The sequence below is a fragment of the Exiguobacterium sp. s192 genome, assembly GCF_018618795.1.
Lineage (GTDB): Bacteria > Bacillota > Bacilli > Exiguobacteriales > Exiguobacteriaceae > Exiguobacterium_A > Exiguobacterium_A undae.
Genome location: NZ_JACSMS010000001.1, coordinates 183,815 through 208,311, shown reverse-complemented (window position 1 = coordinate 208,311; position 24,497 = coordinate 183,815). Strand labels below are relative to the sequence as shown.

The following is a 24,497-nucleotide window of genomic DNA, read 5'->3' as shown; positions in this document are numbered from 1 at the left end:
AAAAGCCGTTTCCACTTTCGTGGAACGGCTTTTTTGTCATCTTCATGACCATTGGATGGGGGAAAAGAGAAAAACAGGGGAATGTGATCCTCTTCACATGATTAGTATAAATCAACTTTTCTCAAAATTCCATCCCTATGTTCAAAAATTCACAATTTCGTCATTCTCCAAGCAATGCCTCGAATTCATCCAATACACGTTCGAATTGGCGCAGAGCCGCTTCAACAGGAGCTTTTGTCGTCATATCGACTCCAGCTGCTTTTAATACTTCAATCGGATAGTCACTCGATCCGGCCTTCAGGAAATTGTTGATGTAACGGTCGACAGCGGGCTGTCCTTCTTCTAAAATTTGTGAAGTCAGTGCTGCCGCCGCAGAAATACCTGTCGCATACTGATACACATAATAGTTGTAATAGAAGTGTGGAATCCGTGCCCACTCTAATCCGATTTCTTCATCGAGAACAATCCCGTCCCCGAAATACGTCTCATTGAGTGCATAATACGTTTTTGTTAAAAACTCAGGTGTCAACGCTTGACCGAGTCGTGCTGCTTCATGAATTTGATGTTCAAATTCAGCAAACATCGTTTGTCGGAACAACGTTCCACGGAATGTCTCCAACTGATTGTTCAACAGATACAGTTTTTCATTTTTATCCGTCACTCGTTTTAACAGATAATCATTTAATAGTGCCTCGTTTGTCGTTGATGCGACTTCCGCAACAAAAATCGAGTAGTCACCGTACGCATATGGCTGATTTTGACGTGTATAGTAACTGTGAACGGAGTGCCCAAACTCGTGTGCCAACGTGAACAGGTTATTGACGTTGTCTTGCCAGTTCATCAAGATGAACGGTTGCGTATCGTATGCTCCTGAAGAATAGGCACCACTCCGCTTGCCACGTGTTTCCCGGACATCTACCCAACGTTTTGCTAAACCGTCTTCTAAGATATGTTTGTATTCCGCACCGAGTGGAGCAAGGCCATCGATCATCAATTGTTTGGCTTCCTCGTACGTGACTTTCATTTCCACTTCACTCACAAGTGGTGTATACATATCGTAGACATGTAGCTCTTCGACACCTAAGATCCGTTTCCGTAACGCCACATAACGATGTAACAATGGTAAATGTTCATGGACTGCTTCAATCAAGCCGTCATAGACTTGTTCCGGAATCGTATTTCCATGTAAGGCCGATTCGCGCGCCGTTTTGAATTTACGGACTTCTGCATAAAAGTTATCTTTTTTGATCGATCCTGCTAAGGTAGAAGCTAATGTGTTTGTATACTGGCTGTATGTCCCGTACATGGCTTTAAAGGCAGCTTCACGAACAGAGCGGTCCTTTGACTCCATGAACGTGATAAAGCGTCCGTGTGTCAACTCCGTCTCTTCCCCATTTTCCCCTTTAATCTTCGGGAATTTCATGTCCGCATTATTCAGCATGCCAAACGTCGTTCCGGATTGACCCAGAACTTCACCGGATTTCGCTAAAATCGCCTCTTCTGCTTCTGATAAGACGTGTTCACGCTCACGGTTCAACTCATCGAAGGCATGACGATATAATGCAAGATCCGGATTTTTCTCTAAATAAGAAGCAATTGTTTCTTCCGGTACTTCCAACAACTCCGGCGTCATGAATGCTAACGTGGCACCAATTTGGGACGCCAGTGTCCGGGCACGGTCATTCATCGCCTGATAGAAACTGTCTGCCGTATTCTCATCGTAACGCATATGGGCGTATGTATAGAGTTTATGCAGACGTCTTGAAACCTCATCACGTAACTGTAATCCTTCAAATAGAATCGCATCCGTCTGCGCCAGACGCCCTTTGTACTCGACAAGTAACGGAAGCATCGCTTTGACCGATTCAAATTCCTCTTCCCATGCCTCGTTCGTTTCGTAAATGGACTCTAAATTCCATGTTTCTTCAACATTCACATCATTCCGGGTTAATACTTCTGCCATTTGAATCACTCCTTTACTTCATTTATACCTGTTTCCCTTTCGACAAACAAACGAAGCGCTCCTGCTAATTTTTGATCTTCCTGTAAGCGTCCTGCTAAATCGAGAGAGTCCTGCTTAAAAAGTTCCGGGAGTGTTCTTTTAATAAAATCAATCATCACCTGCCATTCACGAATCAGTTCATGTAAACAAGACCACTCGTAAGCAATATGACATTCAGTCAGGCAGGAAGTAAGAAATGTCGTTAAACGCTGTTCTGAATAGTCGTCCTTCAACCGGAGAAAAGCAGCGAGTTGCAGTTCAAAGGGGTGGATCGGAATGGAAATCAAGGTCGACAACGGAAGATAACACCAACTGGGGACTGTAGAGACGTGAAGACGGGACTGATAAAGGGGGTGTCGCAAGTAATGCGAAGGCAAAGAAGAAAAAAATGGGCGAAGCCGATAATTTTTAACCAGCGTCGCCCATTGGCGCTCGGGAAACTTTCGGGGAATCGGGCAAGGTGATAAAAAGCCGTCCACTGTCAGCGGAACACGTTGACAAAACGCAACGCGCCGAGCAAACGGAAGCGGATACGTATAACGGACGATCTTCCCCTTTTCAACGACATCGACGTAACCGTCTTCGGAAAAGGCTTGTTTCATCCAGGCATCCATTTGAAAAATCGGTCCTTCCGTGTCACGAAATCCAATCCAACGCACCTCATAACCGGATTGCTGATCCAGTAAGGCCCTTCGTTTCCATTCGTCCGCGCTCATTTTTGAGCGTTGAATCTCAATTCCAATCGCTCCCGGCTGAAGCAAAAGATCAAATCTTCTTTTTCCTCGAACCGCTTCCAGTTCGACCTCGAAATGAAGTTTTCGGAAATAAGCAGCCAGATACGTTTTCCAAAATACATGATCGGTTGATTCGCCCGTGCACGAGGTCAGGTGAACGAAATGCAACCGTCGTTTCCCCTGCCTGACCCGGAGTCGTGTCCGACAATACGGGCAATACAATATTTTTTGAGCCAATGAGTGTGCGGTCTCTAGCTGACTGTTGATCCGATTTCCGTGTTCATCAATCGCTTCAAACATCTTACCCCTCCTTTTACGCAGTGGCATGACAGGTTAAAGCAACGGTGAGAATAAACGGGAAATCGATTCGACCAGCCGTTGCCTGAAACTTCTCCGAATAAAAACACTTCGTTCGACTTGTGAAGAATTCGAAAAATCTTCATAAAAATCACGGGTCAATTCATGAACGGAATTTGTACCGTATAAAAAGGCGTTGACTTCAAAATTTAAGTGAAAACTTCTTAAATCCATGTTGGCTGTTCCAATCGTCGCAATCGCGTCATCCACTACAATGACTTTGGAATGCATGAATCCTTTGTTGTATTCATAAATTTTTACACCTGCTAACAACAGGTCATCAAAATAGGAACGACTCGCATAAAAAACGATTTTATGATCCGGAAAACTTGGCAAGAGGATTCGGACATCGATTCCGGACATCGCAGCCGTTTTTAATGCCGTCATCAAGTCTTCATCTGGAATCAGATAAGGAGAGGCGATATAGACAGAGTGCCTTGCTTCCGTAATTAAACCAAAGTACAGGGACTTCATCGTTTCATACGGCTCATCCGGACCACTGGCGATGATCTGTACGCCCCCTGTTGCGTTCTCCATGACTTCAAGCGGTTTCATATAGTACGGGGTAAACAACCGCTCTCCGGTCATGTAATACCAATCCTGAAGAAAAATCAATTGGAGTTCGGAAACGGCTTCGCCGCGGACAATCAGATGAGTATCCCGCCAAAATCCAAACGTCTTATCTTTTCCCAAGTATTCATCGCCGACGTTGATGCCTCCCGTAAAGGCGACCGTGCCATCGATGACAACGATTTTCCGGTGATTGCGATAGTTGGATTTACTGGAGATGAACGGCAGGACGACAGGGAAAAACGCGTGCACTTCGATGCCTGCCGCCTCCATCTTTTTAAAATACGCTTTATCAGTCGAGAAGCAACCGACTGCATCATACAAAAAACGGACTTCTACACCGGCTTGCGCCCGTTCAATCAAAGCAGCCTGCAACTCTAACGCCAGTTCATCATCCCGCACGATATAATACTGCAGGTGAATATGATGCTCCGCCTGACGGATTTCTGTTAATAACAAAGGAAATTTTTCTTGTCCATTCGTCAACACCTTCGTATGGCTATTATACGAAATCGGCAGGCGACTGATCGAATCAATAAGTTTAACAACCTTTGCGTAATGTCCATGTTTGAACACTTGATTGTGTACACCATGATCAAACTGGGTACGATATTTAATGTAAGACTCTTCATCGAGCATCGCTTTCAGACGAAACATTCTTTTTCGTCTATAATTTTGACCAAAGGTAAAATACACAAACACACCGACGACTGGGAGTGCCATCATGACAAGAGCCCAGACAAGCGTTCGTTCCGGATTACGGTTCTCCAGTAAGATGATGACAAAAACACTCAGTACGACCAGAATGATGACCAGGGATAACCATCCTACCATGTACACACTCCAGTAATACGAAAGGAAACCGATCAGGCTGACCGTCAGCAGTAACGTCATAAGTAATTGGACACGCCGCAACATGAGATCCCCTCCTTTGATTTGATATGGAACACACTTTATGTAGAAGGGAAGAGTAAGTATGAAAACTTATCTAGTAACTGGTGCAACAAGCGGAATCGGAGAAGCAACAGCCTTACAATTGGCACGCGAGGGACATACGGTCCTCGCACTTGGACGAAATGAAACGAGCGGGAAGGAACTGGAGACGAACGGAAATGGACGCATCAGCTTTTTCCCGGTCGATCTGTCCGTGCCTGAAGAGATCGAACGATTCTTTGAAGACACAAAAGAACAGTTTCCGACGCTTGACGGCATTTTTAACAATGCTGGTACATTCGGAAAACCAGTGGCCCCGGAACGCGTAACCGATCAGCAAAAAAAAGTGTTCCAAGTCAATTATCATGCACCGGAACAAATCATTCAACTCGCCGTTAAGCGTTTCACAAAAGGTGCCTCCATCGTCAATAACAGCGCGATCGTCGGTCACGTGAAGTTCCCGGCCATGCTGTTGCCGTATGCGTCTTCCAAAAGTGCCCTTCTCACCCTTACGAAAACATACGCCGCTCGGTTTCACGGGAAATACCGCTTTAACGCCATCTGTCCCGGTCCGGTCGATACGAAGCTGAGCCACTCTTTATATGGCGGGAAGGATAAATTCGACTTGGCGATGAAACACCATTTGCGCGGTCAAGCCGCCCAACCATCCGAAATCGCGGAGGTCGTCTGTTTCTTATTATCCGACAAAGCGAGTTACATCAATGGACAGACGTTAATCGTCGACGGTGGTTATACGCTGACCTGATGAATCTCTACATCAGAAAGGACTGCTTCCTGACGTATAGGAGCAGTCCTTTTTGATGGCATGTTATGCGTTTGCTGATTTACTTTGGAAAATGACTGCGGACAAAGGTAAAGACATCTTCCGCAATAATTGTTTTCCCGTACTCAGCTACCGGATGAATCGTTTGTTCACTGAAGTTCAAGTATTCCGCAATCAGACTCATGACATTTTCCTGTTCTTCCACTTCCGTTGCATCCTTGAAATGAAGATGAAGCAGGTATAATCCATCTTTCTGATACAGAGAGGTATTGAGTTCTTCGAAGACAGGTGCTTCTGCATATTGGCTAAGGGCAATGATATGCTCGAAATCCGTTGTTTCAAATAAGACGTCTTGACTGAGTTCTGTTTCTTTCTCTTCCGCATCAGACATTGCGGAACGGAGTAGGGAATCCAGTTCCTCTTCATCTACTTGTTCACCATCGACTGATGTTTTAGCGATCGTGACAGTGACTTCTAGACCTTTTTCAAATGCCTGTACTTGTATCCATAGTGGACCTTCGAAGGAGATGGACTCTTTTTCATTCGCTTCATCCATCATCTGCCAGAATAACTGTTCTCCACGCTCACGGTTGTACCAAATCTCATCACGGGCAAAGCCGCGGCGTTCGATATCCGTGTACGTAATGAAGAACTTGACGGTGTTGTCATTGACGCGTTCGATTTTCAATATGTCCACTCCTTTCCTCTCGCTCTTATCTAGTATACGAACGAGCACTTCACATAGATTCAAAAGAATCATCAAACATATAGGGTATATTCCTTTGTTATCTTTATTTTAACCTTTTTAGGCGGTAACAAAAAGCACACTGCTCAGAAAGCAGCGTGCTCGGTGTATATTATTCGTTGACAAGGCGCTGAGCTTCCAATAGTTGGAAGGTACGGACTTTACGTGGTAAAAATCGGCGGATTTCATCTTCATTGTATCCAACTTGAAGACGTTTTTCGTCGATTAAAATCGGACGACGTAACAATCCTGGATATTCTTGAATTAAATCATACAAGTGTTGTAACGATAAATTTTCTACCGATACATCTAATTTTGAAAAGACTTTTGAACGGGTCGAGATAATTTCATCCGTTCCGTCTTCTGTCATCCGGAGTATCTGTTTGATCTCATCAAGCGATAATGGTTCCGAGAAAATATTACGTTCCACGAATGGGATTTCATGTTCTTCAAGCCATGCGCGCGCTTTACGACAAGAAGTACAGCTTGGTGAAGTATAGAGTGTTACCATTGAAAAACATCCTCCCCCTGATTTCACATCATTTCTCCTGCGAACATCCGTTGCGCAGCAGCTGATGATTCTATTACTTGATAGTTTACATTGATTTTTAATAAAATAAAACCCAATATGTTTTGAGATGAAAGAACTTTTCGTAAAAAAACTTGCCAGAGCCACCAGGTGGCTTCAGCAAGCTGGTGTGTGATCAAAGGGTTGAGAAATCGTCTCTTTTGCTTTCGGGAGTTTAATCTCTTTTAATTTTTTTTCGAAAATATCCCGCAAAAGGCGTTTTTTCAACTTTTTCTTTTTATCACGTTCTTTCATATCCGACACCTCACTCGGTCCGAAAAAAGAACAGTTAACCAACGAAAGCTAAATTATCATCTTCTACATTACTTAGTATACCACGTTTACCTAATTTCTATTCCTACTTCAGGCAATTAATTATGTGAGATTGTCGATTCCCCTTCAGTAAATAGTTGCAATTGTCTTCAACATCACGTAAAGTGTATAGAAATACCTACTCGTGAAAGGAGTCATTTCATTATGTCAGTCACTCTTGTTACCATCATCGAACATCCAATCGCTCAAAAATATTTGGAACGATCGGGTTTAAATCATGCGATTTCCGTCGCCGAACGCGCTTTGACGCTCGCCACACAACGTGGTCTGGATGCGGATACAGCAACAAAGGCGGCCCTTCTTCATGATATCGGACATTATGAATGGTACACCGACGGAACATGGAACTACGATCTCTACCGTCAAAATGACATTCATGCCATCAAAGGCGCCGAGCGAGCGCACAAATTGTTAATCCGCCTTGGCGAAGAACCGGAACGAGCGAAGGAGATTGCCCTTGCCGTCTTGTTGCATACGGATTCTTACCTTCCGCCGGGCTCGATCAATCGGACACCGCTGCAACAGCTTGTCCATGAAGCCGATACGTTGGAGGAACAACCGGGTGGTCTTCATCATTATGAAAAAATTCCTTTTGAAGAAGCCGTCCAACGACTGCACGCAATCGATTCTGTTGTTCACCGCTTCAACAACTTGCCGCGCATCGCTTCTGAAAACTAAAAAAAGGCATTCCCGAATATTCAGGAATGCCTTTTTTGTTTGGCTTATACGAGTTGTGCTTGATATGCTTCGAGTTCTGCATCCGTCATCGAGACGTAATGACCAGGCTCGATTTCGCGCAACGGCGGGATGCTTGAGTCTTCACTCGACTTCCCGACCGCTCCACCTGTCGGACGGTCATAAATGATCCGCTTACGCGTCCGTTCATGCTCCGGGTCCGGAAGTGGAATCGCAGATAACAACGATTTCGTGTAGGCGTGAACAGGATTCTCATACAGACGATCCGCATCACACAATTCAACGAGGTGACCTTGATACATGACACCGATCCGGTCTGAGATGTATTTAACCATCGACAAGTCGTGGGCGATGAAAAGATACGTCAGACTGCGGTCACGTTGCAATTGTTTCATCAAGTTGACAACCTGTGCTTGGATCGATACATCAAGAGCAGAGATCGGCTCATCGGCAATGATGAAGTCCGGCTCAACCGCTAGTGCACGGGCAATCCCGATCCGTTGACGTTGTCCGCCTGAGAATTCGTGCGGGTAACGGCTGGCGTGTTCTTTTGTCAGACCAACAGTTTCCAGAAGATCATATACCCGGTTGTTCCGCTCGTCTTTCGAGTTAGCAAGACCGTGGATATCGATTCCTTCCGCAATGATGTCCCCGACCGTCATCCGTGGGTTCAGCGATGCATATGGATCTTGGAAAATCATTTGCATCGAACGGTTGAATTTTAATTTTTCTTTACGTGATTTTTTAGCGTGAACATTTTCACCTTTGAAAAGTACTTCTCCGTCTGTCGCATCGTATAAGCCGATGATTGAACGTCCAGTCGTCGATTTACCACAACCAGACTCACCAACAAGACCAAGTACTTCTCCTTCATAGATATCAAACGACAGTCCGTCGACAGCTTTCACGACGCGACCACGACCGATGTTAAAGTGTTGTTTTAAGTTTTTTACTTCAAGTAGTTTATTACGATTCTCCATTACTTAAGACCGCCTTTCAGAAGCGCTTTCGCGAATGTGCTATCAGGGCGATACTTCAGCGCAAGATCGCGGATGGCTACTGGTGGTTCTACATAAGGTGCTTGTGGATGCAACAACCACGTTGCCGCTTCGTGTGTATCCGTAATCGGGAAGAACGGAGGTTCTTTCTCGAAATCAATCTTCATCGCGTACTGGTTACGTGGTGCGAAGGCATCACCGACCGGTGGATGAAGCAAGTTTGGTGGCGTTCCCGGAATCGCCGGTAAATCTTGCGAACGATCATCAGACGGACGCGGCATCGAACCGAGTAATCCCCAAGTGTATGGGTGACGCGGCTCATAGAAAATTTCATCAACCGTTCCTTTTTCAATCAACTTCCCGGCATACATAACCGCTACACGGTCAGCCATGTTCGCTACGACACCAAGATCGTGCGTGATGAAGATAATGGCTGTACCCGTTTTTTGCTGAATATCTTTTAACAGTTCCAGAATCTGCGCTTGAATCGTTACGTCAAGTGCTGTTGTCGGCTCATCGGCAATCAAGACTTTTGGATTACAAGCCAGTGCGATTGCGATAACGATCCGTTGACGCATACCACCTGACAATTGGTGCGGGTATTGTTTCAGACGCGCTTCCGGGTTTGGAATCCCGACAAGTGTCAATAACTCAAGTGTACGTTTTTTAGCTGCGTCCCCTGTTAATCCTTGGTGACGTTTCAATCCTTCAGCAATCTGTTTAAAGATTGTCATCGTCGGGTTGAGGGATGTCATCGGATCTTGGAAGATCATCGCGATGTCACGTCCACGGACTTTTTGCATCTCTTTGTCCGACAGTTTGACTAGATCGCGCCCTTCAAACATGATCTCACCTTTTGTGATCTCACCTGGAGGATTTGGAATCAAACGCATGATGGCTTTTGAGGTAACCGATTTACCAGAACCGGATTCACCTACGATGGCGAGTGTTTCGCCTTTTTTCAAATCAAACGATACGCCACGGACGGCTTGTACCGTCCCGGCATACGTATGGAAAGCGACAGTCAAGTCGCGTACTGATAAAATAGTTTCCATTGTGGATGAACTCCTCTCTTATTTCCGTTAGCGACGTAGACGTGGATCAAACGCATCGCGTAGTCCGTCTGCCAGCATGTTAAAGCTGATCATTAGGAGTACGATGACCGTAGACGGCACGACGAGCAAGTAAGGGAATGTTTTTAATTCTTTATACCCTTCATTGATCAGTGTACCAAGTGACGGTTGTGGTGGTGCGAGACCAAGTCCAATGAAGCTTAGGAAGGCTTCGAAGAAAATCGCACTAGGAATCGTAAACATAAGCGAGATGATGATTGTCCCAAGTGTATTTGGAATCAAGTGTTTGAAGATTAAACGTGCGCTAGAAGCCCCAAGTGTACGCGCTGCGAGAACGAACTCTTGGTTCTTAAGTTTCAGGATTTGTCCCCGAACAAGTCGACTCATCCCGATCCAGCCGGTGATGGTCATCGCGAGGATAATGGTTATAATCCCCGGTTCCAGAATCAAGATAAAGAGAATGATCAAGATCAAGTTTGGAATACCTGTCAGAATTTCTGCAATCCGTTGCATGATGTTGTCGACACGTCCACCGTAATAAGCTGAAACCCCACCGTATGTGACACCGACGATAACGTCAATGATTGCTGCCATCAACCCGATGAAGAGTGAAACGCGTGTTCCTTCCCAGACACGTGACCATAAGTCACGACCCAGGTGATCGGTACCAAACCAGAAGTTTTCTTCTACTTGCTTTGTTTCATAAAAATCGATCGGCTTTTCACCAAGCGTTGCCATTCCATCAAAACCAGCCCATTCGAGGCCTGATACTTTTGGTGGAAGTTTAGCTTGTGTAATCGTTTGGGTATAAGCATCATTACCAGATAAACTTGGTCCGATAAGCGACAAAAGTGCGATGATTAAAATGACCGCTAGCGACAAGATTGCCGCTTTGTTTTTCCGAAGGCGTGTCCAAGCATCTTGCCAGAAGTTTAAACTTTTTCCGGCAATCCGCTCTCCCGCTTGTTCATTAAATTCAACAGGTTGGAACAACGACGAGTCGAACTGCTCTGTTTTTGCTTTTGCGTTTGAATTTTGCTCTGCCATTATTTGTTACCCCCCAAACGAATCCGTGGATCAACGACTCCGTAAAGTAAGTCGACGATCAAAATCATCAAGATGAACACTGCTGAGAAGAAGAGTGTTGTTCCCATGATAACTGTATAGTCATTTTGTGTGATCGACGAAACGAACAATTCGCCAAGACCTGGTACAGAGAAAATTCTTTCGATAACAAGCGTTCCTGTGATCAACGCTGCTGTCATCGGTCCAAGAATCGTGATTGCCGGGATCAAAGCGTTACGCACCATGTGTTTCCACGTGATTGCTTGACCGTCTAGGCCTTTTGCCTTAGCAAGTGTCACATAATCCTGACCTGTAACCTCAAGCATCTCAGTTCGAACGAATCGGGCTATCGATGCCGTTACACCAAGCGATAAGGAAATCGTCGGTAAAATCGTATGCGCTGGACTTTCCCAGAAAGCAACTGGCAACACGCCCCATTTCACCCCAACATAGTATTGAAGAAGTGACGCAAATACGAATGATGGCACGGAAATTCCGAGTACTGAAATGAACATTGCGCTGTAATCGATTGCTGTGTTGTGACGAAGTGCCGCAACAACACCTAACACGAGTCCTAAAAATACTCCCAGAATCAGAGCCTGAACACCTAATTGAGCCGAAGGTCCGATTCGCTCCATGATTAAGTCTGTGACTGGACGACTATCATATTTAAATGATACTCCGAGATCACCTTGGAACAAGTTGACCATATAAGCCGCATAACGTTGTGGAAGCGGATCATTCAAGTTGTACTTATCCCGAAGGATATCCAACTGTGCAGGAGAAAGTTTCTCCTGGTTTTGGAACGGTGAACCTGGTAACAGGTCCATTAGGAAGAAAGTGAACGAAGCGATGAGTAAAAACGTCAGTACGCCGTAAACAAGGCGTTGAGCTAAATAACGGCCCATAGATGGCACCCCCTATAAAGATTTTCTGTTTTTTTCGAAACATCAATAAAATCAGTATGACCCAAAATTGTCGGAACATTCAAGAATTTTGTCATAAAAATTTAAATTCTTTTTATTTTGGACTGATTGACGCCCCCCTGGCCGCTGTTTTTTCACAGTTAACCAATATTTCAGAATTTTTCGTTTGATTCCATTATACTTTGCTAACAAAGTAATTAGAACATCTTTTTTACAAAAAGTTCACATTTTACTGAAAATGAGTTACCGTTCAGAAAAAGACGTATAAAACAGGAGCGTTCCTTGAATAAGTTTCAAGGACGCTCCGTTTTTCAATTACTTCACATCAACGTATTTGTACTGGAAGTCAGCACCGAATACTTGGCGGTTAAAGTCTTTGACTGATGGACGGCTCAAGTAAGCAGCACCTGCTTGATAGATCGGTGCGATGGCTTGATCTTTTTCAATCAATTGTGATTCAGCTTGTTTAAAGAGATCAAGACGTTTTGCTACGTCTGATTCTTCGTTTGCAGCATTCAACAATTTATCATACGCAGACGATTTGTATTTGACGTCGTTTTGACTGTTTGTTGATTCAAAGATCGACAAGTTTGACATTGGATCTTGATAATCCGGACCCCAAAGCGCGTAAGACATTTGATAATCGCCTTTCGCTTCTAAATCAAGCTTGTTTTTGAACGGTTGTTGTTTGATCGATACAGTGACGTTTGGAAGGTTTTTCTCAATTTGTCCTTTCATGTATTCACTGATTTTTTTCGCATCTTCGCTATCAAATGATAAGAGTTCAATCGTTGTTTTCTTATCGCCGTTTGCTTTTTTCCAAAGATCAGCCGCTTCTTTTGCATCACGGTCAAACCAGTTGATGTCGCTTGTGTAGTCTTTACCAGCATCATCTTTGATAAAATCTTTTGGAATGAAGCTTGTTGTCGGAATCGATCCGTTCGCAAGTAACGTATCCGTGATTCCTTTTGGATCGATGGCACGCGCAATTGCTTTACGTGCATCCGCATTCTTCATAGCCGCATCTTCATTGTTAAATTTCAAGTAGGCGATTGAAGAACGAAGAGCAGTTTTGAACTCAGGTTTTGACTCGTAAGTCGCAACTTGCTCTGAAGTGAGTCCTGCATAATCAATTTCGTCTGTATCATAGAGATTGGCAACCGTTGATGTATCTTTAACGACACGGATTGAGACTTCATCCAGTTTTACGGCATCTTTATCCCAGTAGTTTTCGTTTTTCGTCAGAACACGTTTTGAATCCGTTTTCCAAGATGTCCAAACGAAAGGACCATTGTAAAGCAGCTTATCCGGTTGAAGTGAGAAATCCTTTTTGTTTTTGTTGTAGAAATCTTCACTGATCGGTGTGTATGTTCCAAACGATGTGAGTGAAAGGAAGTACGGCGCTGGACGCTCGAGTTTTACTTCGAGTGTCTTATCGTCAATCGCTTTGACACCTAAGTCATCAACAGGTTTTTTACCTTGCGAAACGTCTGACCCGTTTTTGAGTGTGTCAAAGATATATGCATACCCTGACGCTGTTTTTGGATCAACGGCACGTTTCCAAGCAAATTCAAAATCTTGTGCCTTAACCGGTGTACCGTCTGACCATTTTGAGTCACGGAGTGTAAACGTGTATGTGAGATTGTCACTTGAGATATCTGTTTTTTCTGCAAGTGCTGGAATCGCTTTACCGTCTTTGTCTAATCGGTAGAGTCCTTCCATCGTGTTGCCGATCATGTTGAATGCGACTGCATCCGTTGCTTGTGCCGGATCAACTGTCGTAATATCCGACGTATCCGTCAAACGTAATACTTTTTTGCCTTCAGAAGAACCTGCATCTTTATCTCCGTCACCTGTTGTTGAACAACCTGCAAGTACAACACTTCCTGCAAGCATAACTGATAACGCGAGACCGACTGTTTTTTTATTCATCGGTGAGTCATCTCCTTTTCCATTTTCAAAACCGCCATATGTGAGCGATTTTTAGACATCTCGTCGAAACTAAAATTACGTTCCCCAAAACGCATTGACCTAGTTTCAAAAACTTAAACGAAGTGATAAATTGATTTTATGTGAGAATAACAATAACGTCAAGTGAATAGTCACACTATTTGCTATTTTATAGACTGTGAATCTTTCAGAGTCGTAACAAATAGTGCCTTTGCGTATAATAAAAGTATCATCTTGGTTCAGGAGGTTTTATCATGTCAAATAAAGTAGTACGTCCTTTACTGATCGCCTTAATCTTAACAGTGGTATATACGACTTGGGCAGTCGTCACGGATGCTACGCATTCGTTTCTCTATCACTTGTCAGGAGGCTTATTCATTGCCGGTTTTCTGCTGCTTGCAATTGGTTTTTTCTCTAACATGTCAGCCAATGGTTTTTTCAAAGGCATCACAGTCGGTTTCAAAAAACAACGGGAAGCAAAATTACGGGAAGTGGATGGAGATTACTATGAAGATGAGGACGAGGAAAACGAAATTCTGGAAGCGAAGCAAAAACGTGCCTCAAACCGGACGCTTCCCTATCTCTCGAGCGGCTTCCTTTGTATCGTTGTCTCGTTACTGATCTCTTTCATCTGACCGAATTTAGATGACGTCTTGAATCCACCTATGGTAAAGTAGGAATAACGATATACGAGAACACAGTGAAGAAGAGTAGTACGTCTGCTAACCACTTACAGAGAGTCCATGGCTGGTGGAAATGGACAGTTGGTGCAGATCGAATGGACTTCGGAGTGGCTGATTCGAACTTAGATAGAATCAGACGGGTCTGCCCGTTACAGCAATTGAGCGGCTAGTTTTCTAGCAACTTGGGTGGCAACGCGATGACTCGTCCCTTGAATAATTCAAGGGACGAGTCATCTTTTTTTATTTTATTTTTTGGAGGGGTTCACATGAAAACAATTTTCTCAGGCATTAAGCCGACCGGGACGGTGACACTCGGAAATTACATTGGAGCCATGAAACATTTTGTTAACTTACAAGACGAACATGATGCGTATTACTGCATCGTCGATCTGCACTCCATCACGGTTGAAATCGACCGGGTCGAATTAATGAACAACACACGGGCCCTTGCCGCTCTATACATCGCAAGTGGACTCGATCCGGAGAAAGCAACGATTTTTGTCCAATCCGAAGTGAAAGCACATGCGCAACTGGGGTGGATGCTAACTTGTCTCTCAGGTATGGGCGAACTGGAACGGATGACACAATACAAGGACAAGTCACAAGGAAAAGACCGGATTGGCGCTGGATTATTCGTTTATCCGACATTGATGGCCGCGGATATTCTTTTATATGACGCAGAACTTGTTCCGGTCGGTGACGACCAAAAACAACATATCGAATTGACGCGGGATTTGGCGCAACGTTTTAACAGCCGTTATTACGAGACGTTCAAAATGCCGGAACCCGTTATCGCAGAGACCGGTGCGCGGATCATGAGCTTAACGACTCCTGAGAAAAAGATGTCAAAAACTGATACGAATCCAAAAGGATATATCTCGATGCTCGATGCACCGGATGTCATCCGCAAAAAAATCAAATCAGCCGTAACCGACTCGGAAGGTGTCGTACGATTTGATCGCGAAAACAAACCGGGTGTGTCTAACTTACTCGAAATCTACTCTTTACTGGCGGATCTTTCGATTAAAGAATTAGAAGCGAAGTATGCCGGTCAAAATTATGGTGTCTTCAAAGCAGATGTCGCTGAAGTCATCATCGCTGAGCTGGAGCCGATCCAAAAACGCTACCATGACTTGATTGATTCTGAAGAACTTGATCTGATTTTAGATCAAGGTCGTGATAAAGCGGATTTGGTCGCTTCACGAAAACTGGCGAAAGTGGAAAAAGCGATGGGTCTTCAACGTAAACGCGCCAAAGTAAAAAAATAAATTTATCTGTTTTTCGACGATTCGCCCCTTTCTTCTTGCTTTTCAAGAAGAGAGGGGTTTTGAATTATACAATAAAAAAGCGTTCCCGGTTATGGGAACGCTTTTGATACTTATTTACCTTCGATTGAAGTCCATTTGTACGAGAAGTCTGCGCCGAAGTTATGTTCGACAACTCCTTTAACGTATGGTTTGACGATGAATGCACGTCCACGCTGATACACAGGTGAAATCGCTGCAGAATCAAGAAGGATTTTCTCTGCTTCTTGAAGCTCTGACCAACGTTTTGTAGCATCCGTTTGTGTCTTCGCATCGTTGATGAGTTTATCGTACTCTTTATCCGACCACTTACCACGGTTGTATGGTCCGTCAGTCAAGAAGAGATCGAGGAACGTCATTGGATCTTGGTAGTCAGGACCCCAGCCGGCGAATGAGAACTCAAAGTCGCCTTTGTTTTCGAGATCCAGTTTGTTTTTGAACGGTTGTTGCTTGATTGTGACTTTCATGCCTGGAAGGTTCTTCTCAAGCTCACCTTTCAAGAACTCACCGATTTTCTTCGCATCATCACTGTCATAGTTCAGAAGCTCAAGTTCAACCGAGTCTTGCCCGATTTCTTTTAAGCCCTCTTCCCAAAGTTTTTTCGCTTCGTCTGCATTGTACTCGTTGAATGTCGGGTACTTTTCACGGAAGTCTTTTCCGTCTTCATCCTTCGCGAAATCTTTTGGTACTAGGAAGTTCGCTGGAATCGAACCGTTCGCCAAGATGACGTCTGTGATTCCTTTTTTGTTGTAACCCATGTCGATCGCACGACGGATTTTTTCATTGTTCAATGCTTTGACTTTCGTGTTCAAGTAAAGGTAGAAGATTGTTGACTCCCCTTTAGTTTTGAACTCTTCGTTATCTTGGAACTGGGCAACGAACTCGGAAGAGAGACCGGTACGATCGATATCTCCTTTTTCGTAAAGGTTAACGCCTGTAGCCGTTTCTTTAACGACTTTTACGTTGATTGTGTTCAGCTTCACGCTGTCTTTATCCCAGTAGTTATCGTTCTTGACCATTTTCCAGCCTTGTTCACGTGTCCACTCTGATAACTTGAATGGTCCGTTGTAAAGTGCTTTATCAGCAGCTGATCCGAAGTCCTTACCGATTTTCTTCGATAGTTCTTCCGACTTCGGCATGAATGGTCCGAATCCAGTTAATCCGAGGAAGTAGTCAGCAGGTGCTTTTAATTTAACTTCGAATGTCTTGTCGTCGACAGCTTTGACGCCGACCGCATCACGCTCGCCTTTTTTCGTGTTATATTCTTCAGCGCCTTCGATGTTATAGAAGACATATGCATACTGAGAAGCGTTGTCCGGGTTCAGAACTTCTTTCCAAGCATATTCGAAGTCTTTTGCCGTGATTGCTGTACCGTCTGACCATTTCGCATCACGTAATTTGAACGTGTACGTCAACTTGTCGTCCGAAACTGTGTGACTTTCAGCAATACCCGGAGTCGGTTGTTGCTTGTCATCTAAACGGTAAAGACCTTCCATCGTGTTGTTCAAGACGTTGAATGAAACCGCGTCTGTTGAAGTAGTCGGATTAAGCGTTGGAATATCAGCGCTCTCAATCAGGTTTAGCGTTTGCTCACTTGATTTTTTGTCCGAACTGTTATCGCCCGATGATGTGTCATTTGAATCAGTCGTCGAACAAGCTGCGAGGAATGCGCTTGATACGAGCGCTACAGACGTAGCGAGTGCAAAACTTTTCTTTTTCATGATACGATGACCCCCCTAAAATTTCCAAAGCTAGTAATCTAAGGTTTTTGAGCGAAAAAAAAAACGTTATTTCTATTCGTCCAAAACCCTTCGTTACAAATAGTTTACAATGTTCTGATAATTTTGCAAACCTTTTATCCGATTTTTCTAAATATTTTTTCAAAAAGACAACTGATTTTAATTTATTTCTTGTTTTTTTCTATTTTATTTTAAGATTTCAATATTTTTTTTGAAATAAAAAAGCGATTCAAACGGTCAAATGAACCGCTGAATCGCTTTTTATAGGTATTACGCCTGATAACGTTTAAAGACCAGTGAGGCGTTATGACCACCAAATCCGAGTGAATTGCTGAGAGCATATTCGAGTTCCCATGCCCGGCTGCCTTCACGAACGTAATCGAGATCGCACCCTTCGCTCGGCTGCTCCAGATGAATCGTCGGATGAACCGTTTGCTCTTGAAGCGACTTGATGGCTGCGATTGCTTCGACGCCACCGGCAGCTCCCAACAAGTGACCAATCATCGATTTTGTCGAGTTAATCGCTAATTTTTGAGCATGTTCCCCGAACACGGTATGAATGGCTTTTGTTTCAAGAACATCATTCATCGGTGTACTCGTTCCATGGGCATTGATGTATTGGACCGCAACCGGATCGATTCCGGCATCTTGAATCGCCATCGCCATTGCGCGCGCTCCTCCGTCACCATCTGGATCCGGTGCCGTGATATGGTAGGCATCTGCCGTCAGACCATATCCGCTGACTTCAGCATAAATCGTTGCACCACGAGCAATCGCATGTTCATATTCTTCCAGAACCAAGATTCCCGCACCTTCTCCCATGACGAATCCGTCACGTCCTTCGTCGAAGGGACGGCTTGCCGTATTTGGATCATGGTTCGTTGACATCGCTTTGTTCGCACAAAAACCAGCAAACGCCAAGTTTGTGATTGGGGCCTCTGCACCACCGGCAATCATCACGTCCGCGTCACCACGTTCGATGACACGTAATGCTTCACCAATCGCGTTTGTCCCGGAAGCACATGCCGTGACGGAACAGTTGTTAGGACCTTTTGCTCCTGTGTAGATTGAGACTTGACCGCTCGCCATATTCGGAATCATCATCGGAATGAAGAACGGGCTGACGCGGCGGTGACCACGCTCAAAATAGATTTTTGCCTGTTTTTCGATTGTCTCGACTCCACCGATTCCTGATCCGATCCAGACGCCTATGCGGTTGGCATTGGCTTTGACATCAAGTCCTGCATCCTTGACTGCTTCCATGCTGGCAACGAGTGAATAATGGACGAAACGATCCATCTTCCGTGCTTCTTTCGCTTCGATGAATTCCGTCACATCGAAGTTCTGTAATTCGCCCGTCACTTTGGTCGGATATTCATCAATATCAAGCCGTTCCATTGGACGAATTCCGTTTTCGCCTGCTTTTAACGCATTCCAAAACGTCTCGACGTCATTTCCGATTGGTGTCAATGCGCCCATACCTGTCACTACTACACGTTTTCTCATCATCTTATGTGTTCTCCCCTTTAGTCCAAGTAATATAAGCCGCTCCCCATGTCAATCCAGCACCAAATCCAGCCAGTACGAGAGTCGTCCCCGGTTGAAGACGTCCTTGACTCCGGGCTTCTTCGAGTGCGAGTGGAATTGACGCTGCTGATGTATTGGCATGTTCGTCAATCGTCACGATCACTTTTTCTTCTGCAATCCCTAACCGTTCACGTGCTGCCTCGATGATGCGTAAGTTCGCTTGGTGCGGAATCAGCAAATCAAGTTCTGCTAGTGTCCCGTCTGCTTTTAAAATCACTTTTTCAACGATATCCGGCAGCTTTCGGACCGCAAATTTAAAGACTTCCCGTCCGTTCATTTCAATCGGACCATCCAGTTCTTTAAATAATAAATGTGCCCCCCGACCATCTGTTCCGAGTTCAAAAGCATTCAGCCCTTGTTGTTCGGTTGGTCCAAGTACGACGGCTCCGGCCCCGTCACCAAACAGGATCGCTGTCGACCGGTCTGACCAGTCGACGATACTTGACATCTTTTCTGCTCCGATAACGAGGGCATACTTTGATGCAGTCGCCGGCATCATGCTGGCGGCAGTTTGAAGAGCAAAGATGAAACCGCTGCAGGCGGCACTGATATCAAATGCTGTTGCCCCCAACGCTCCAAGCCGTTCCTGAACGGTACAGGCAGTGGATGGAAAAGCACGTCCTGTCGCTGTTCCGACGACAATCAAACCGATGTCGTCCGCCGTCAGATTGGCATCTGCCAATGCTTTTTGAGCGGCTTCCGTTGCTAAGTCCGTTACATCGATTGTATCATCCGCAATCCGTCTTGCTGCGATGCCTGTCCGTGTTCGAATCCATTCATCATTCGTATCGAGTGTCGTTGCTAAATCATCATTTGTGATTCGACGTTCGGGTAACGATGTCCCCAGTCCTATAATTCCGATATTCATATGGACGCTCCTTTAAAATTAGTATCTGGTACTAATATAAAGCGTTAAGTGGTTTTTGTCAAAGAAAAAAGAAGGCCCTGTTTCCAGGAGACCTTCTTGTGGGTCATTCTGATTCTTCTGAATCCGCCAATGTCCGGACAACTTCCATGACCATCTTCGCAGAATTGATGGAAGCAATCTCCAAAAATTCATCAAATGATAAAGAAGCTTCTTCGTCAGCGCTGTCCGAAATCGAACGTGTCACGACGAAAGGAACGTTAAATTGGTGACAGACTTGAGCAATCGGTGCCGCTTCCATCTCGACTGCTGCAACATCCGGGAAGTTCGTTTTGATGATGTTCGAACGTTCCGTATCATGGATGAAGGAATCTCCTGTCACAATCAGACCATGAACGACACGAATCGCGTCCATCCGTTCGATGACTGCTTCCGCTGTCGCAACCAGTTTCGAATCCGCCGTGTAGGCAGCAGGCATTCCCGGCACTTGCCCGTACTCATAACCAAAAGCCGTCACATCGACGTCATGATGACGGACTTCCGTTGAGACGACGACATCCCCGACTTTCAGACCGGCTTTAAAGCCGCCGGCCGATCCCGTGTTGATGACCGCACTCGGCTTAAAATGATCGAGTAACAGTGTTGTCCCGATCGCTGCATTGACTTTTCCGATGCCGGATTTCAGGATGACAACAGGCACGCTGTTGAGTAATCCTTCATAAAAATGATAGTTGGCAATCACCGTATCTTTTCGTTCCGATAATTCATTGCGAAGTAAGTTGACTTCTTCTTCCATGGCTCCAATAATCGCGATTGGCACACAAATTCCCCCGTTCAAACAGAAAACCGGATTGCTCCGGCTGCTGTCATTCATTATTTAATCGATGTAATTTTCACGGCAAAATCGCCACCCGGCGCTTGCACTGAAACTTGTTCTCCAACGCTGTGACCAAACAGGCTCTTCGCGATTGGTGATTCATTCGAAATCTTGCCTGTAAACGGATCGGCTTCCGCACTACCGACAATCGTATACGTCTCTTCTTCATCATCTTCAAGAATCAAGAAAGTGACAGTCGTTCCGATTCCAACGACAGAAATGTCTTTTTCATCTTCTGAGATGATGGCGACGTTCCGTAACATTTCTTCCAATTGAGCAATCCGGCCTTCGACCATCGCTTGCTCTTCTTTCGCTGAATCATATTCCGCGTTTTCCGACAAGTCACCAAATGAACGGGCAATCTTAATGTTTTCAACAACTTCTTTTCGGCGGACTGACTTCAGTTCGTTTAATTCGTTTTCAACATTCGCTTTACCTTCAAGCGTCATATAATACTGTTTTTCTGCCATTTTTGTCACGCTCCTTTTTATTCCACTAGTATAGTATATTCACATCTTTTTTGGAATCAATATCCTCTTTCATCAAGTGCCGACCGGTAATCAAGAATCGCACGAATCTTCGTGACGAGTAAATCGATGGCAACGTGATTTTCTCCACCTTCCGGCACGATGATGTCGGCATACCGTTTCGTTGGTTCACAAAACTGCAAATGCATCGGGCGGACCACTTTCGTATACTGCTCGACGACGGAATCAATCGAACGTCCACGTTCGTTGATATCACGTTGCATGCGGCGAAGGATCCGGACATCGGCATCCGTATCGACGAAGACTTTAATATCCATCAATTCCCGTAAACGTTCATCTTCAAGCGCTAAAATTCCTTCGACGATGATGACGTCACGTGGATCGAGTTTAATCGTTTCTTCCGCTCGTGTATGTGCGACATAATCATAGACCGGTTTTTCGACCGCCTGATTTTCGCGTAACGTTTTGATATGTTCGATCAGCAGATCATTATCAAAGGCAAACGGGTGATCATAGTTCGTTTGGTAACGTTCTTCCATCGACAGCTCGCGCTGGTCCTTATAGTAAGCGTCCTGTTCAATCATGACGATGGATTCACTAGGAAATGCCTCGACAAGTGAACGTGCGACCGTCGTTTTACCTGATCCTGTTCCTCCAGCAACGCCAATTACAACCGGTTTTTGCATTGAATTCGTACCTCCATCATTCATTCCGACTTGATTTTCCGACTGACGGATACACCGTCACCGAGTGGGAAAATCGTCGTATCATATTGATCTTGCTCCATCATCCACGCTGTGAACTCTTTGACGAGACGGACAAGCCGCCGTCTTCTCCGGTCAAAGGTCTTCGGATCCGTCTCGAGGACGTCACCATGCAAAAACAGGTTATCCGTGTATAAAACGCCGCCTATTGGCACCAATCGCCCATAACCGTTAAAGAATTTTTTATACTGTCCTTTGGCCGCGTCAATGAATACGGCATCAAACTCCTGGTCAAGTGTTTCGGCTAATTCTACTGCATCGGCAAAAACGATGTCAATCCGATCCGCGACATCCGACCGTTCAATGAACATTTTGGCTTCTGCGTACCGTTTGGCATTTCGTTCAACGGTCGTGATCCGGGCGTCCGGTAAGGCACGCGCCATCCGAATCGCACTGTATCCGATGGCGGTCCCAAGCTCGAGAATCCGTTTCGGCTGTTGAAGTGTCAATAACGACAACAAGACTTCTGAACCGGTCAATTCGATGATCGGGATATGGTGTTCTTTGGCGTATGCTTCCATCTCTTGCAACAACGAATCCCGTTGTTTAATCATTCCTTCAACATACGTTGTAAAATCATTCATTCGGAACTACTTCCTCTCCGCATAAACAGGTTGACCAGAAACGAAGATCCCGTTTCCGACCAACCCGGTGTTCATTACTCTTTACTTGCTTCGTATTCGACCCATTCCGGTTTATACTTGACGACGTTACGCTGATGTTCTTCGTACGTTTCTTCGTATAGAATTTGACCGCGTGGGTTTTTATCGCTTGGTGGTCGTGCAAAGAAGTAGACATATTTCGTCTTGTTCGGGTTGAGGACAGAGAGAATCGAATCTTCGCTGACTGTCGAAATCGGACCAATCGGAATACCTTCGTACTTATACGTATTGTATTTCGAGTTGTTCTCTAAATCTTTTAATGTCGTCAGTGCTGTATTTTCTCCTGTTCCATACCAAACCGTTGGATCCGATTGGAGTTTCATCCCATCGTTGAGACGATTCGTAAAGACGCCGGCGATTTCTCGACGATCGTCCGGTGTTGCGGCTTCCCGCTCGACCATCGAACCGAGACTCAGGACTTCATGGAAGGTCATGCCCGATTTTTTGATAGCATCGGCATTCGTATCATAAATCTTTTCCATCTCATCTAACATCGTTTCTGCAATTTGATTGATGCTTTTCCCTTTGTCGAATTCATACGTCGCCGGGAAGAAGTATCCTTCGAGTGAATAAAGGACACCTTGTTTCGTCACTTCATCCGTCAACATCGGATATTTCTCAATCAAACTGTCGATGTACGCTTCATCGGTCAACGATTTCCGGATCGATTCGGCCTTGAATCCTGTCGCTTTGGCGATGATTGCAATTTGACGATCCATCGTAATCCCTTCCGGAATCGTCACTTTGACGTCTGCTGCTTTCATGATCGTTCCGGTTTTTAACTCGTTGATGATCTCATCTGGCGTCATCGCTTGCGTCAAGGTGTACGTGCCGGCTTGGAATGACGATTCATTCTTATAGCGAACGTAATACCGGAAAATCGTTTCATTGGCGATTAAATCTTTGTCTTTGAGAATACTTGAGATCGTACTTGTTCCAGCCCCGAGCGGAATTTCGACTTTGACGGACTTCGTCGCCTCTTCATCGACCGGCTCAAGTGAACTCTTTAAAAAGATGTAAATGGCTGCTCCTGCTACTAAGAAAATCGTGAACAATACTGAAAGGATGATCAGCGTAATCCGGCGTGATGTCCGGCGGCGCTTTTTTTCAATTTCAGCATTTTTCTTCCATTCATTCTCCATCGGTTCCTCCTTCTTCTCTTAAAACAAGGTGACATCGAAAGAGCATTGCTCTCACGACATCACCTTATACACGAGTCGGTTTAGTCAAGCTCGTCTTCTAATGTATTAAAGACTTCTTCGATTTCATCCCATGTTTCCGTATCGTCTTCTGCAATCGGAACAAGATTGAAATCGTCGTCTCCGTCGCCATATTCTTCTAATTCGTAGACGAAGATATCGACTTCTTCTGCTTCTTCGTATTCCGTGCCGATTGGCTCAAGGAAAATGTATGTTTTGCTTGAACGTGGGCTTTCGTAACGTAAACGCTCCGCAAATTTAAATTCGTTACCTTCTCCGTCGGGAATTACGTAATGTGTTGGTTCATTCTGTTGCATCATTCATCCGCTCCTTTAATGCAGCCTCGAGTTCATCCCAAGTCTGCTCATCGTTTTCATCAATCAGGCTCAACTCGAAATCGTCTTCGCCTTCCCCAAATTCATCGATTTCACAGATGATCAGATCATCTGCTCCCTCTTCGGGGTGTCCTATCATTTCAAGAAATAGATAGGTTTTACCAGTCCGTTCACTGACATAACGGTACCACTCTTCAAAAAGATGTTCGCCACCGTCTTCATCAGGAAAGAGATACTGCCGTTTTTCTTCCGACATCTCA

General features: G+C 44.8%; 25 protein-coding genes and 1 other annotated feature. Of the genes, 4 read left to right on the top strand and 21 right to left on the bottom strand.

Annotated elements, in window-relative coordinates; all coding sequences use genetic code 11:
- Nucleotides 1-160: 160 nt before the first annotated feature.
- Genes pepF through cls form a run of 3 tightly spaced genes read right to left on the bottom strand, consistent with a single transcriptional unit; the run spans nt 161 to nt 4,581 of the window.
- Entirely contained in the window at nt 161-1,963 is a 1,803-nt protein-coding gene (pepF, locus tag KNP87_RS00960) for an oligoendopeptidase F (protein WP_214720583.1), read from the bottom strand.
- A gap of 5 nt (nt 1,964-1,968) precedes the next feature.
- A complete protein-coding gene (locus KNP87_RS00955; protein WP_214720582.1) occupies nt 1,969-3,036 on the bottom strand; it encodes a competence protein CoiA family protein in 1,068 nt (355 codons plus the stop codon).
- Between the two features lie 33 nt (nt 3,037-3,069).
- Complete coding sequence (gene cls, locus KNP87_RS00950; RefSeq protein WP_026832477.1) at nt 3,070-4,581, bottom strand: cardiolipin synthase; 1,512 nt, start codon at nt 4,579-4,581, stop codon at nt 3,070-3,072.
- Nucleotides 4,582-4,639: 58 nt separating this feature from the next.
- Between cls and KNP87_RS00945 the strand changes: the two genes are divergently transcribed.
- On the top strand, nt 4,640-5,362 hold the full coding sequence (locus KNP87_RS00945; protein ID WP_026832476.1) for an SDR family NAD(P)-dependent oxidoreductase: 723 nt from the start codon (nt 4,640-4,642) through the stop codon (nt 5,360-5,362).
- Between the two features lie 79 nt (nt 5,363-5,441).
- Here the strand turns inward: KNP87_RS00945 and mecA are convergent, their stop codons facing one another.
- The 3 genes from mecA to KNP87_RS00930 form a co-directional block, all read right to left on the bottom strand.
- Complete coding sequence (gene mecA / locus KNP87_RS00940) at nt 5,442-6,068, bottom strand: adaptor protein MecA (RefSeq protein ID WP_026832475.1); 627 nt, start codon at nt 6,066-6,068, stop codon at nt 5,442-5,444.
- A gap of 169 nt (nt 6,069-6,237) precedes the next feature.
- The gene (gene spxA, locus KNP87_RS00935) at nt 6,238-6,636 is read right to left on the bottom strand and encodes a transcriptional regulator SpxA (protein WP_012370920.1); all 399 of its coding nucleotides are present in this window, start codon (nt 6,634-6,636) and stop codon (nt 6,238-6,240) included.
- Nucleotides 6,637-6,810: 174 nt separating this feature from the next.
- On the bottom strand, nt 6,811-6,948 hold the full coding sequence (locus KNP87_RS00930; RefSeq protein ID WP_012370921.1) for a hypothetical protein: 138 nt from the start codon (nt 6,946-6,948) through the stop codon (nt 6,811-6,813).
- 219 nt (nt 6,949-7,167) lie between these two features.
- Here KNP87_RS00930 and KNP87_RS00925 point away from each other — a divergent pair, with 219 nt between their 5' ends.
- The gene (locus KNP87_RS00925; protein WP_026832474.1) at nt 7,168-7,704 is read left to right on the top strand and encodes an HD domain-containing protein; all 537 of its coding nucleotides are present in this window, start codon (nt 7,168-7,170) and stop codon (nt 7,702-7,704) included.
- Nucleotides 7,705-7,748: 44 nt separating this feature from the next.
- Here KNP87_RS00925 and KNP87_RS00920 read toward each other — a convergent pair whose 3' ends face one another.
- From KNP87_RS00920 to KNP87_RS00900, 5 genes are all read right to left on the bottom strand, one after another.
- A complete protein-coding gene (locus KNP87_RS00920; protein ID WP_026832473.1) occupies nt 7,749-8,702 on the bottom strand; it encodes an ABC transporter ATP-binding protein in 954 nt (317 codons plus the stop codon).
- Nucleotides 8,702-9,775 (bottom strand): ABC transporter ATP-binding protein, encoded by a 1,074-nt coding sequence (locus KNP87_RS00915; protein ID WP_026832472.1) that lies wholly within the window; start codon nt 9,773-9,775, stop codon nt 8,702-8,704. Before KNP87_RS00915 ends, KNP87_RS00920 begins: the two co-directional genes overlap by 1 nt.
- Before the next feature lie 27 nt (nt 9,776-9,802).
- Entirely contained in the window at nt 9,803-10,840 is a 1,038-nt protein-coding gene (opp3C, locus tag KNP87_RS00910; RefSeq protein ID WP_026832471.1) for an oligopeptide ABC transporter permease, read from the bottom strand.
- Nucleotides 10,840-11,766: an oligopeptide ABC transporter permease gene (gene opp3b, locus KNP87_RS00905; RefSeq protein ID WP_026832470.1), complete on the bottom strand. Its 927-nt coding sequence runs from the start codon at nt 11,764-11,766 to the stop codon at nt 10,840-10,842. The genes opp3C and opp3b overlap by 1 nt, the downstream gene beginning before the upstream one ends.
- Before the next feature lie 333 nt (nt 11,767-12,099).
- Nucleotides 12,100-13,716: a peptide ABC transporter substrate-binding protein gene (locus KNP87_RS00900; RefSeq protein WP_026832469.1), complete on the bottom strand. Its 1,617-nt coding sequence runs from the start codon at nt 13,714-13,716 to the stop codon at nt 12,100-12,102.
- A gap of 272 nt (nt 13,717-13,988) precedes the next feature.
- On the opposite strand from KNP87_RS00900, the gene KNP87_RS00895 reads away from it, so the two are divergent.
- Together KNP87_RS00895 and trpS are read left to right on the top strand one after the other, a co-directional pair.
- Nucleotides 13,989-14,369, top strand: coding sequence for a DUF3899 domain-containing protein (locus KNP87_RS00895; RefSeq protein WP_026832468.1), 381 nt, complete (start codon nt 13,989-13,991; stop codon nt 14,367-14,369).
- A 56-nt stretch (nt 14,370-14,425) separates the two neighbouring features.
- Nucleotides 14,426-14,630, top strand: a binding site (T-box leader).
- Nucleotides 14,631-14,683: 53 nt separating this feature from the next.
- Entirely contained in the window at nt 14,684-15,685 is a 1,002-nt protein-coding gene (gene trpS, locus KNP87_RS00890; RefSeq protein WP_026832467.1) for a tryptophan--tRNA ligase, read from the top strand.
- Between the two features lie 110 nt (nt 15,686-15,795).
- On the opposite strand, the gene KNP87_RS00885 is transcribed toward trpS, so the two are convergent.
- From KNP87_RS00885 to KNP87_RS00840, 10 genes are all read right to left on the bottom strand, one after another.
- Nucleotides 15,796-17,442, bottom strand: a complete 1,647-nt coding sequence (locus KNP87_RS00885; RefSeq protein WP_026832466.1) for a peptide ABC transporter substrate-binding protein — start codon at nt 17,440-17,442, stop codon at nt 15,796-15,798.
- A gap of 288 nt (nt 17,443-17,730) precedes the next feature.
- Nucleotides 17,731-18,969: a beta-ketoacyl-ACP synthase II gene (gene fabF / locus KNP87_RS00880; protein ID WP_026832465.1), complete on the bottom strand. Its 1,239-nt coding sequence runs from the start codon at nt 18,967-18,969 to the stop codon at nt 17,731-17,733.
- 1 nt (nt 18,970) lies between these two features.
- Nucleotides 18,971-19,915, bottom strand: a complete 945-nt coding sequence (locus KNP87_RS00875) for a beta-ketoacyl-ACP synthase III (protein WP_214720581.1) — start codon at nt 19,913-19,915, stop codon at nt 18,971-18,973.
- A 103-nt stretch (nt 19,916-20,018) separates the two neighbouring features.
- The gene (gene mtnN / locus KNP87_RS00870; protein WP_026832463.1) at nt 20,019-20,732 is read right to left on the bottom strand and encodes a 5'-methylthioadenosine/S-adenosylhomocysteine nucleosidase; all 714 of its coding nucleotides are present in this window, start codon (nt 20,730-20,732) and stop codon (nt 20,019-20,021) included.
- A 53-nt stretch (nt 20,733-20,785) separates the two neighbouring features.
- On the bottom strand, nt 20,786-21,259 hold the full coding sequence (gene greA / locus KNP87_RS00865; RefSeq protein ID WP_028105939.1) for a transcription elongation factor GreA: 474 nt from the start codon (nt 21,257-21,259) through the stop codon (nt 20,786-20,788).
- A gap of 56 nt (nt 21,260-21,315) precedes the next feature.
- Nucleotides 21,316-21,963, bottom strand: coding sequence for a uridine kinase (udk, locus tag KNP87_RS00860; RefSeq protein WP_026832462.1), 648 nt, complete (start codon nt 21,961-21,963; stop codon nt 21,316-21,318).
- Between the two features lie 20 nt (nt 21,964-21,983).
- Nucleotides 21,984-22,625 carry an O-methyltransferase gene (locus tag KNP87_RS00855; RefSeq protein ID WP_214720580.1) on the bottom strand — a complete coding sequence of 214 codons (642 nt, stop codon included), beginning with the start codon at nt 22,623-22,625 and terminating at the stop codon, nt 21,984-21,986.
- Nucleotides 22,626-22,699: 74 nt separating this feature from the next.
- Entirely contained in the window at nt 22,700-23,845 is a 1,146-nt protein-coding gene (gene mltG, locus KNP87_RS00850; protein WP_026832460.1) for an endolytic transglycosylase MltG, read from the bottom strand.
- Between the two features lie 80 nt (nt 23,846-23,925).
- Nucleotides 23,926-24,219, bottom strand: a complete 294-nt coding sequence (locus tag KNP87_RS00845; protein WP_026832459.1) for a DUF1292 domain-containing protein — start codon at nt 24,217-24,219, stop codon at nt 23,926-23,928.
- Entirely contained in the window at nt 24,206-24,493 is a 288-nt protein-coding gene (locus KNP87_RS00840) for a DUF1292 domain-containing protein (protein WP_012370940.1), read from the bottom strand. The genes KNP87_RS00845 and KNP87_RS00840 overlap by 14 nt, the downstream gene beginning before the upstream one ends.
- Nucleotides 24,494-24,497 lie beyond the last annotated feature (4 nt).

What these genes read in the sequence shown, in the direction of transcription:
- pepF (WP_214720583.1), bottom strand. Translation starts at nt 1,963, where the DNA reads ATGGCAGAAGTATTAACCCGGAATGATGTGAATGTTGAAGAAACATGG.
- KNP87_RS00955 (WP_214720582.1), bottom strand. Translation starts at nt 3,036, where the DNA reads ATGTTTGAAGCGATTGATGAACACGGAAATCGGATCAACAGTCAGCTA.
- cls (WP_026832477.1), bottom strand. Translation starts at nt 4,581, where the DNA reads ATGTTGCGGCGTGTCCAATTACTTATGACGTTACTGCTGACGGTCAGC.
- KNP87_RS00945 (WP_026832476.1), top strand. Translation starts at nt 4,640, where the DNA reads ATGAAAACTTATCTAGTAACTGGTGCAACAAGCGGAATCGGAGAAGCA.
- spxA (WP_012370920.1), bottom strand. Translation starts at nt 6,636, where the DNA reads ATGGTAACACTCTATACTTCACCAAGCTGTACTTCTTGTCGTAAAGCG.
- KNP87_RS00930 (WP_012370921.1), bottom strand. Translation starts at nt 6,948, where the DNA reads ATGAAAGAACGTGATAAAAAGAAAAAGTTGAAAAAACGCCTTTTGCGG.
- KNP87_RS00920 (WP_026832473.1), bottom strand. Translation starts at nt 8,702, where the DNA reads ATGGAGAATCGTAATAAACTACTTGAAGTAAAAAACTTAAAACAACAC.
- KNP87_RS00915 (WP_026832472.1), bottom strand. Translation starts at nt 9,775, where the DNA reads ATGGAAACTATTTTATCAGTACGCGACTTGACTGTCGCTTTCCATACG.
- opp3C (WP_026832471.1), bottom strand. Translation starts at nt 10,840, where the DNA reads ATGGCAGAGCAAAATTCAAACGCAAAAGCAAAAACAGAGCAGTTCGAC.
- opp3b (WP_026832470.1), bottom strand. Translation starts at nt 11,766, where the DNA reads ATGGGCCGTTATTTAGCTCAACGCCTTGTTTACGGCGTACTGACGTTT.
- KNP87_RS00900 (WP_026832469.1), bottom strand. Translation starts at nt 13,716, where the DNA reads ATGAATAAAAAAACAGTCGGTCTCGCGTTATCAGTTATGCTTGCAGGA.
- KNP87_RS00895 (WP_026832468.1), top strand. Translation starts at nt 13,989, where the DNA reads ATGTCAAATAAAGTAGTACGTCCTTTACTGATCGCCTTAATCTTAACA.
- trpS (WP_026832467.1), top strand. Translation starts at nt 14,684, where the DNA reads ATGAAAACAATTTTCTCAGGCATTAAGCCGACCGGGACGGTGACACTC.
- KNP87_RS00885 (WP_026832466.1), bottom strand. Translation starts at nt 17,442, where the DNA reads ATGAAAAAGAAAAGTTTTGCACTCGCTACGTCTGTAGCGCTCGTATCA.
- fabF (WP_026832465.1), bottom strand. Translation starts at nt 18,969, where the DNA reads ATGATGAGAAAACGTGTAGTAGTGACAGGTATGGGCGCATTGACACCA.
- KNP87_RS00875 (WP_214720581.1), bottom strand. Translation starts at nt 19,915, where the DNA reads ATGAATATCGGAATTATAGGACTGGGGACATCGTTACCCGAACGTCGA.
- greA (WP_028105939.1), bottom strand. Translation starts at nt 21,259, where the DNA reads ATGGCAGAAAAACAGTATTATATGACGCTTGAAGGTAAAGCGAATGTT.
- udk (WP_026832462.1), bottom strand. Translation starts at nt 21,963, where the DNA reads ATGCAAAAACCGGTTGTAATTGGCGTTGCTGGAGGAACAGGATCAGGT.
- KNP87_RS00855 (WP_214720580.1), bottom strand. Translation starts at nt 22,625, where the DNA reads ATGAATGATTTTACAACGTATGTTGAAGGAATGATTAAACAACGGGAT.
- mltG (WP_026832460.1), bottom strand. Translation starts at nt 23,845, where the DNA reads ATGGAGAATGAATGGAAGAAAAATGCTGAAATTGAAAAAAAGCGCCGC.
- KNP87_RS00845 (WP_026832459.1), bottom strand. Translation starts at nt 24,219, where the DNA reads ATGCAACAGAATGAACCAACACATTACGTAATTCCCGACGGAGAAGGT.
- KNP87_RS00840 (WP_012370940.1), bottom strand. Translation starts at nt 24,493, where the DNA reads ATGTCGGAAGAAAAACGGCAGTATCTCTTTCCTGATGAAGACGGTGGC.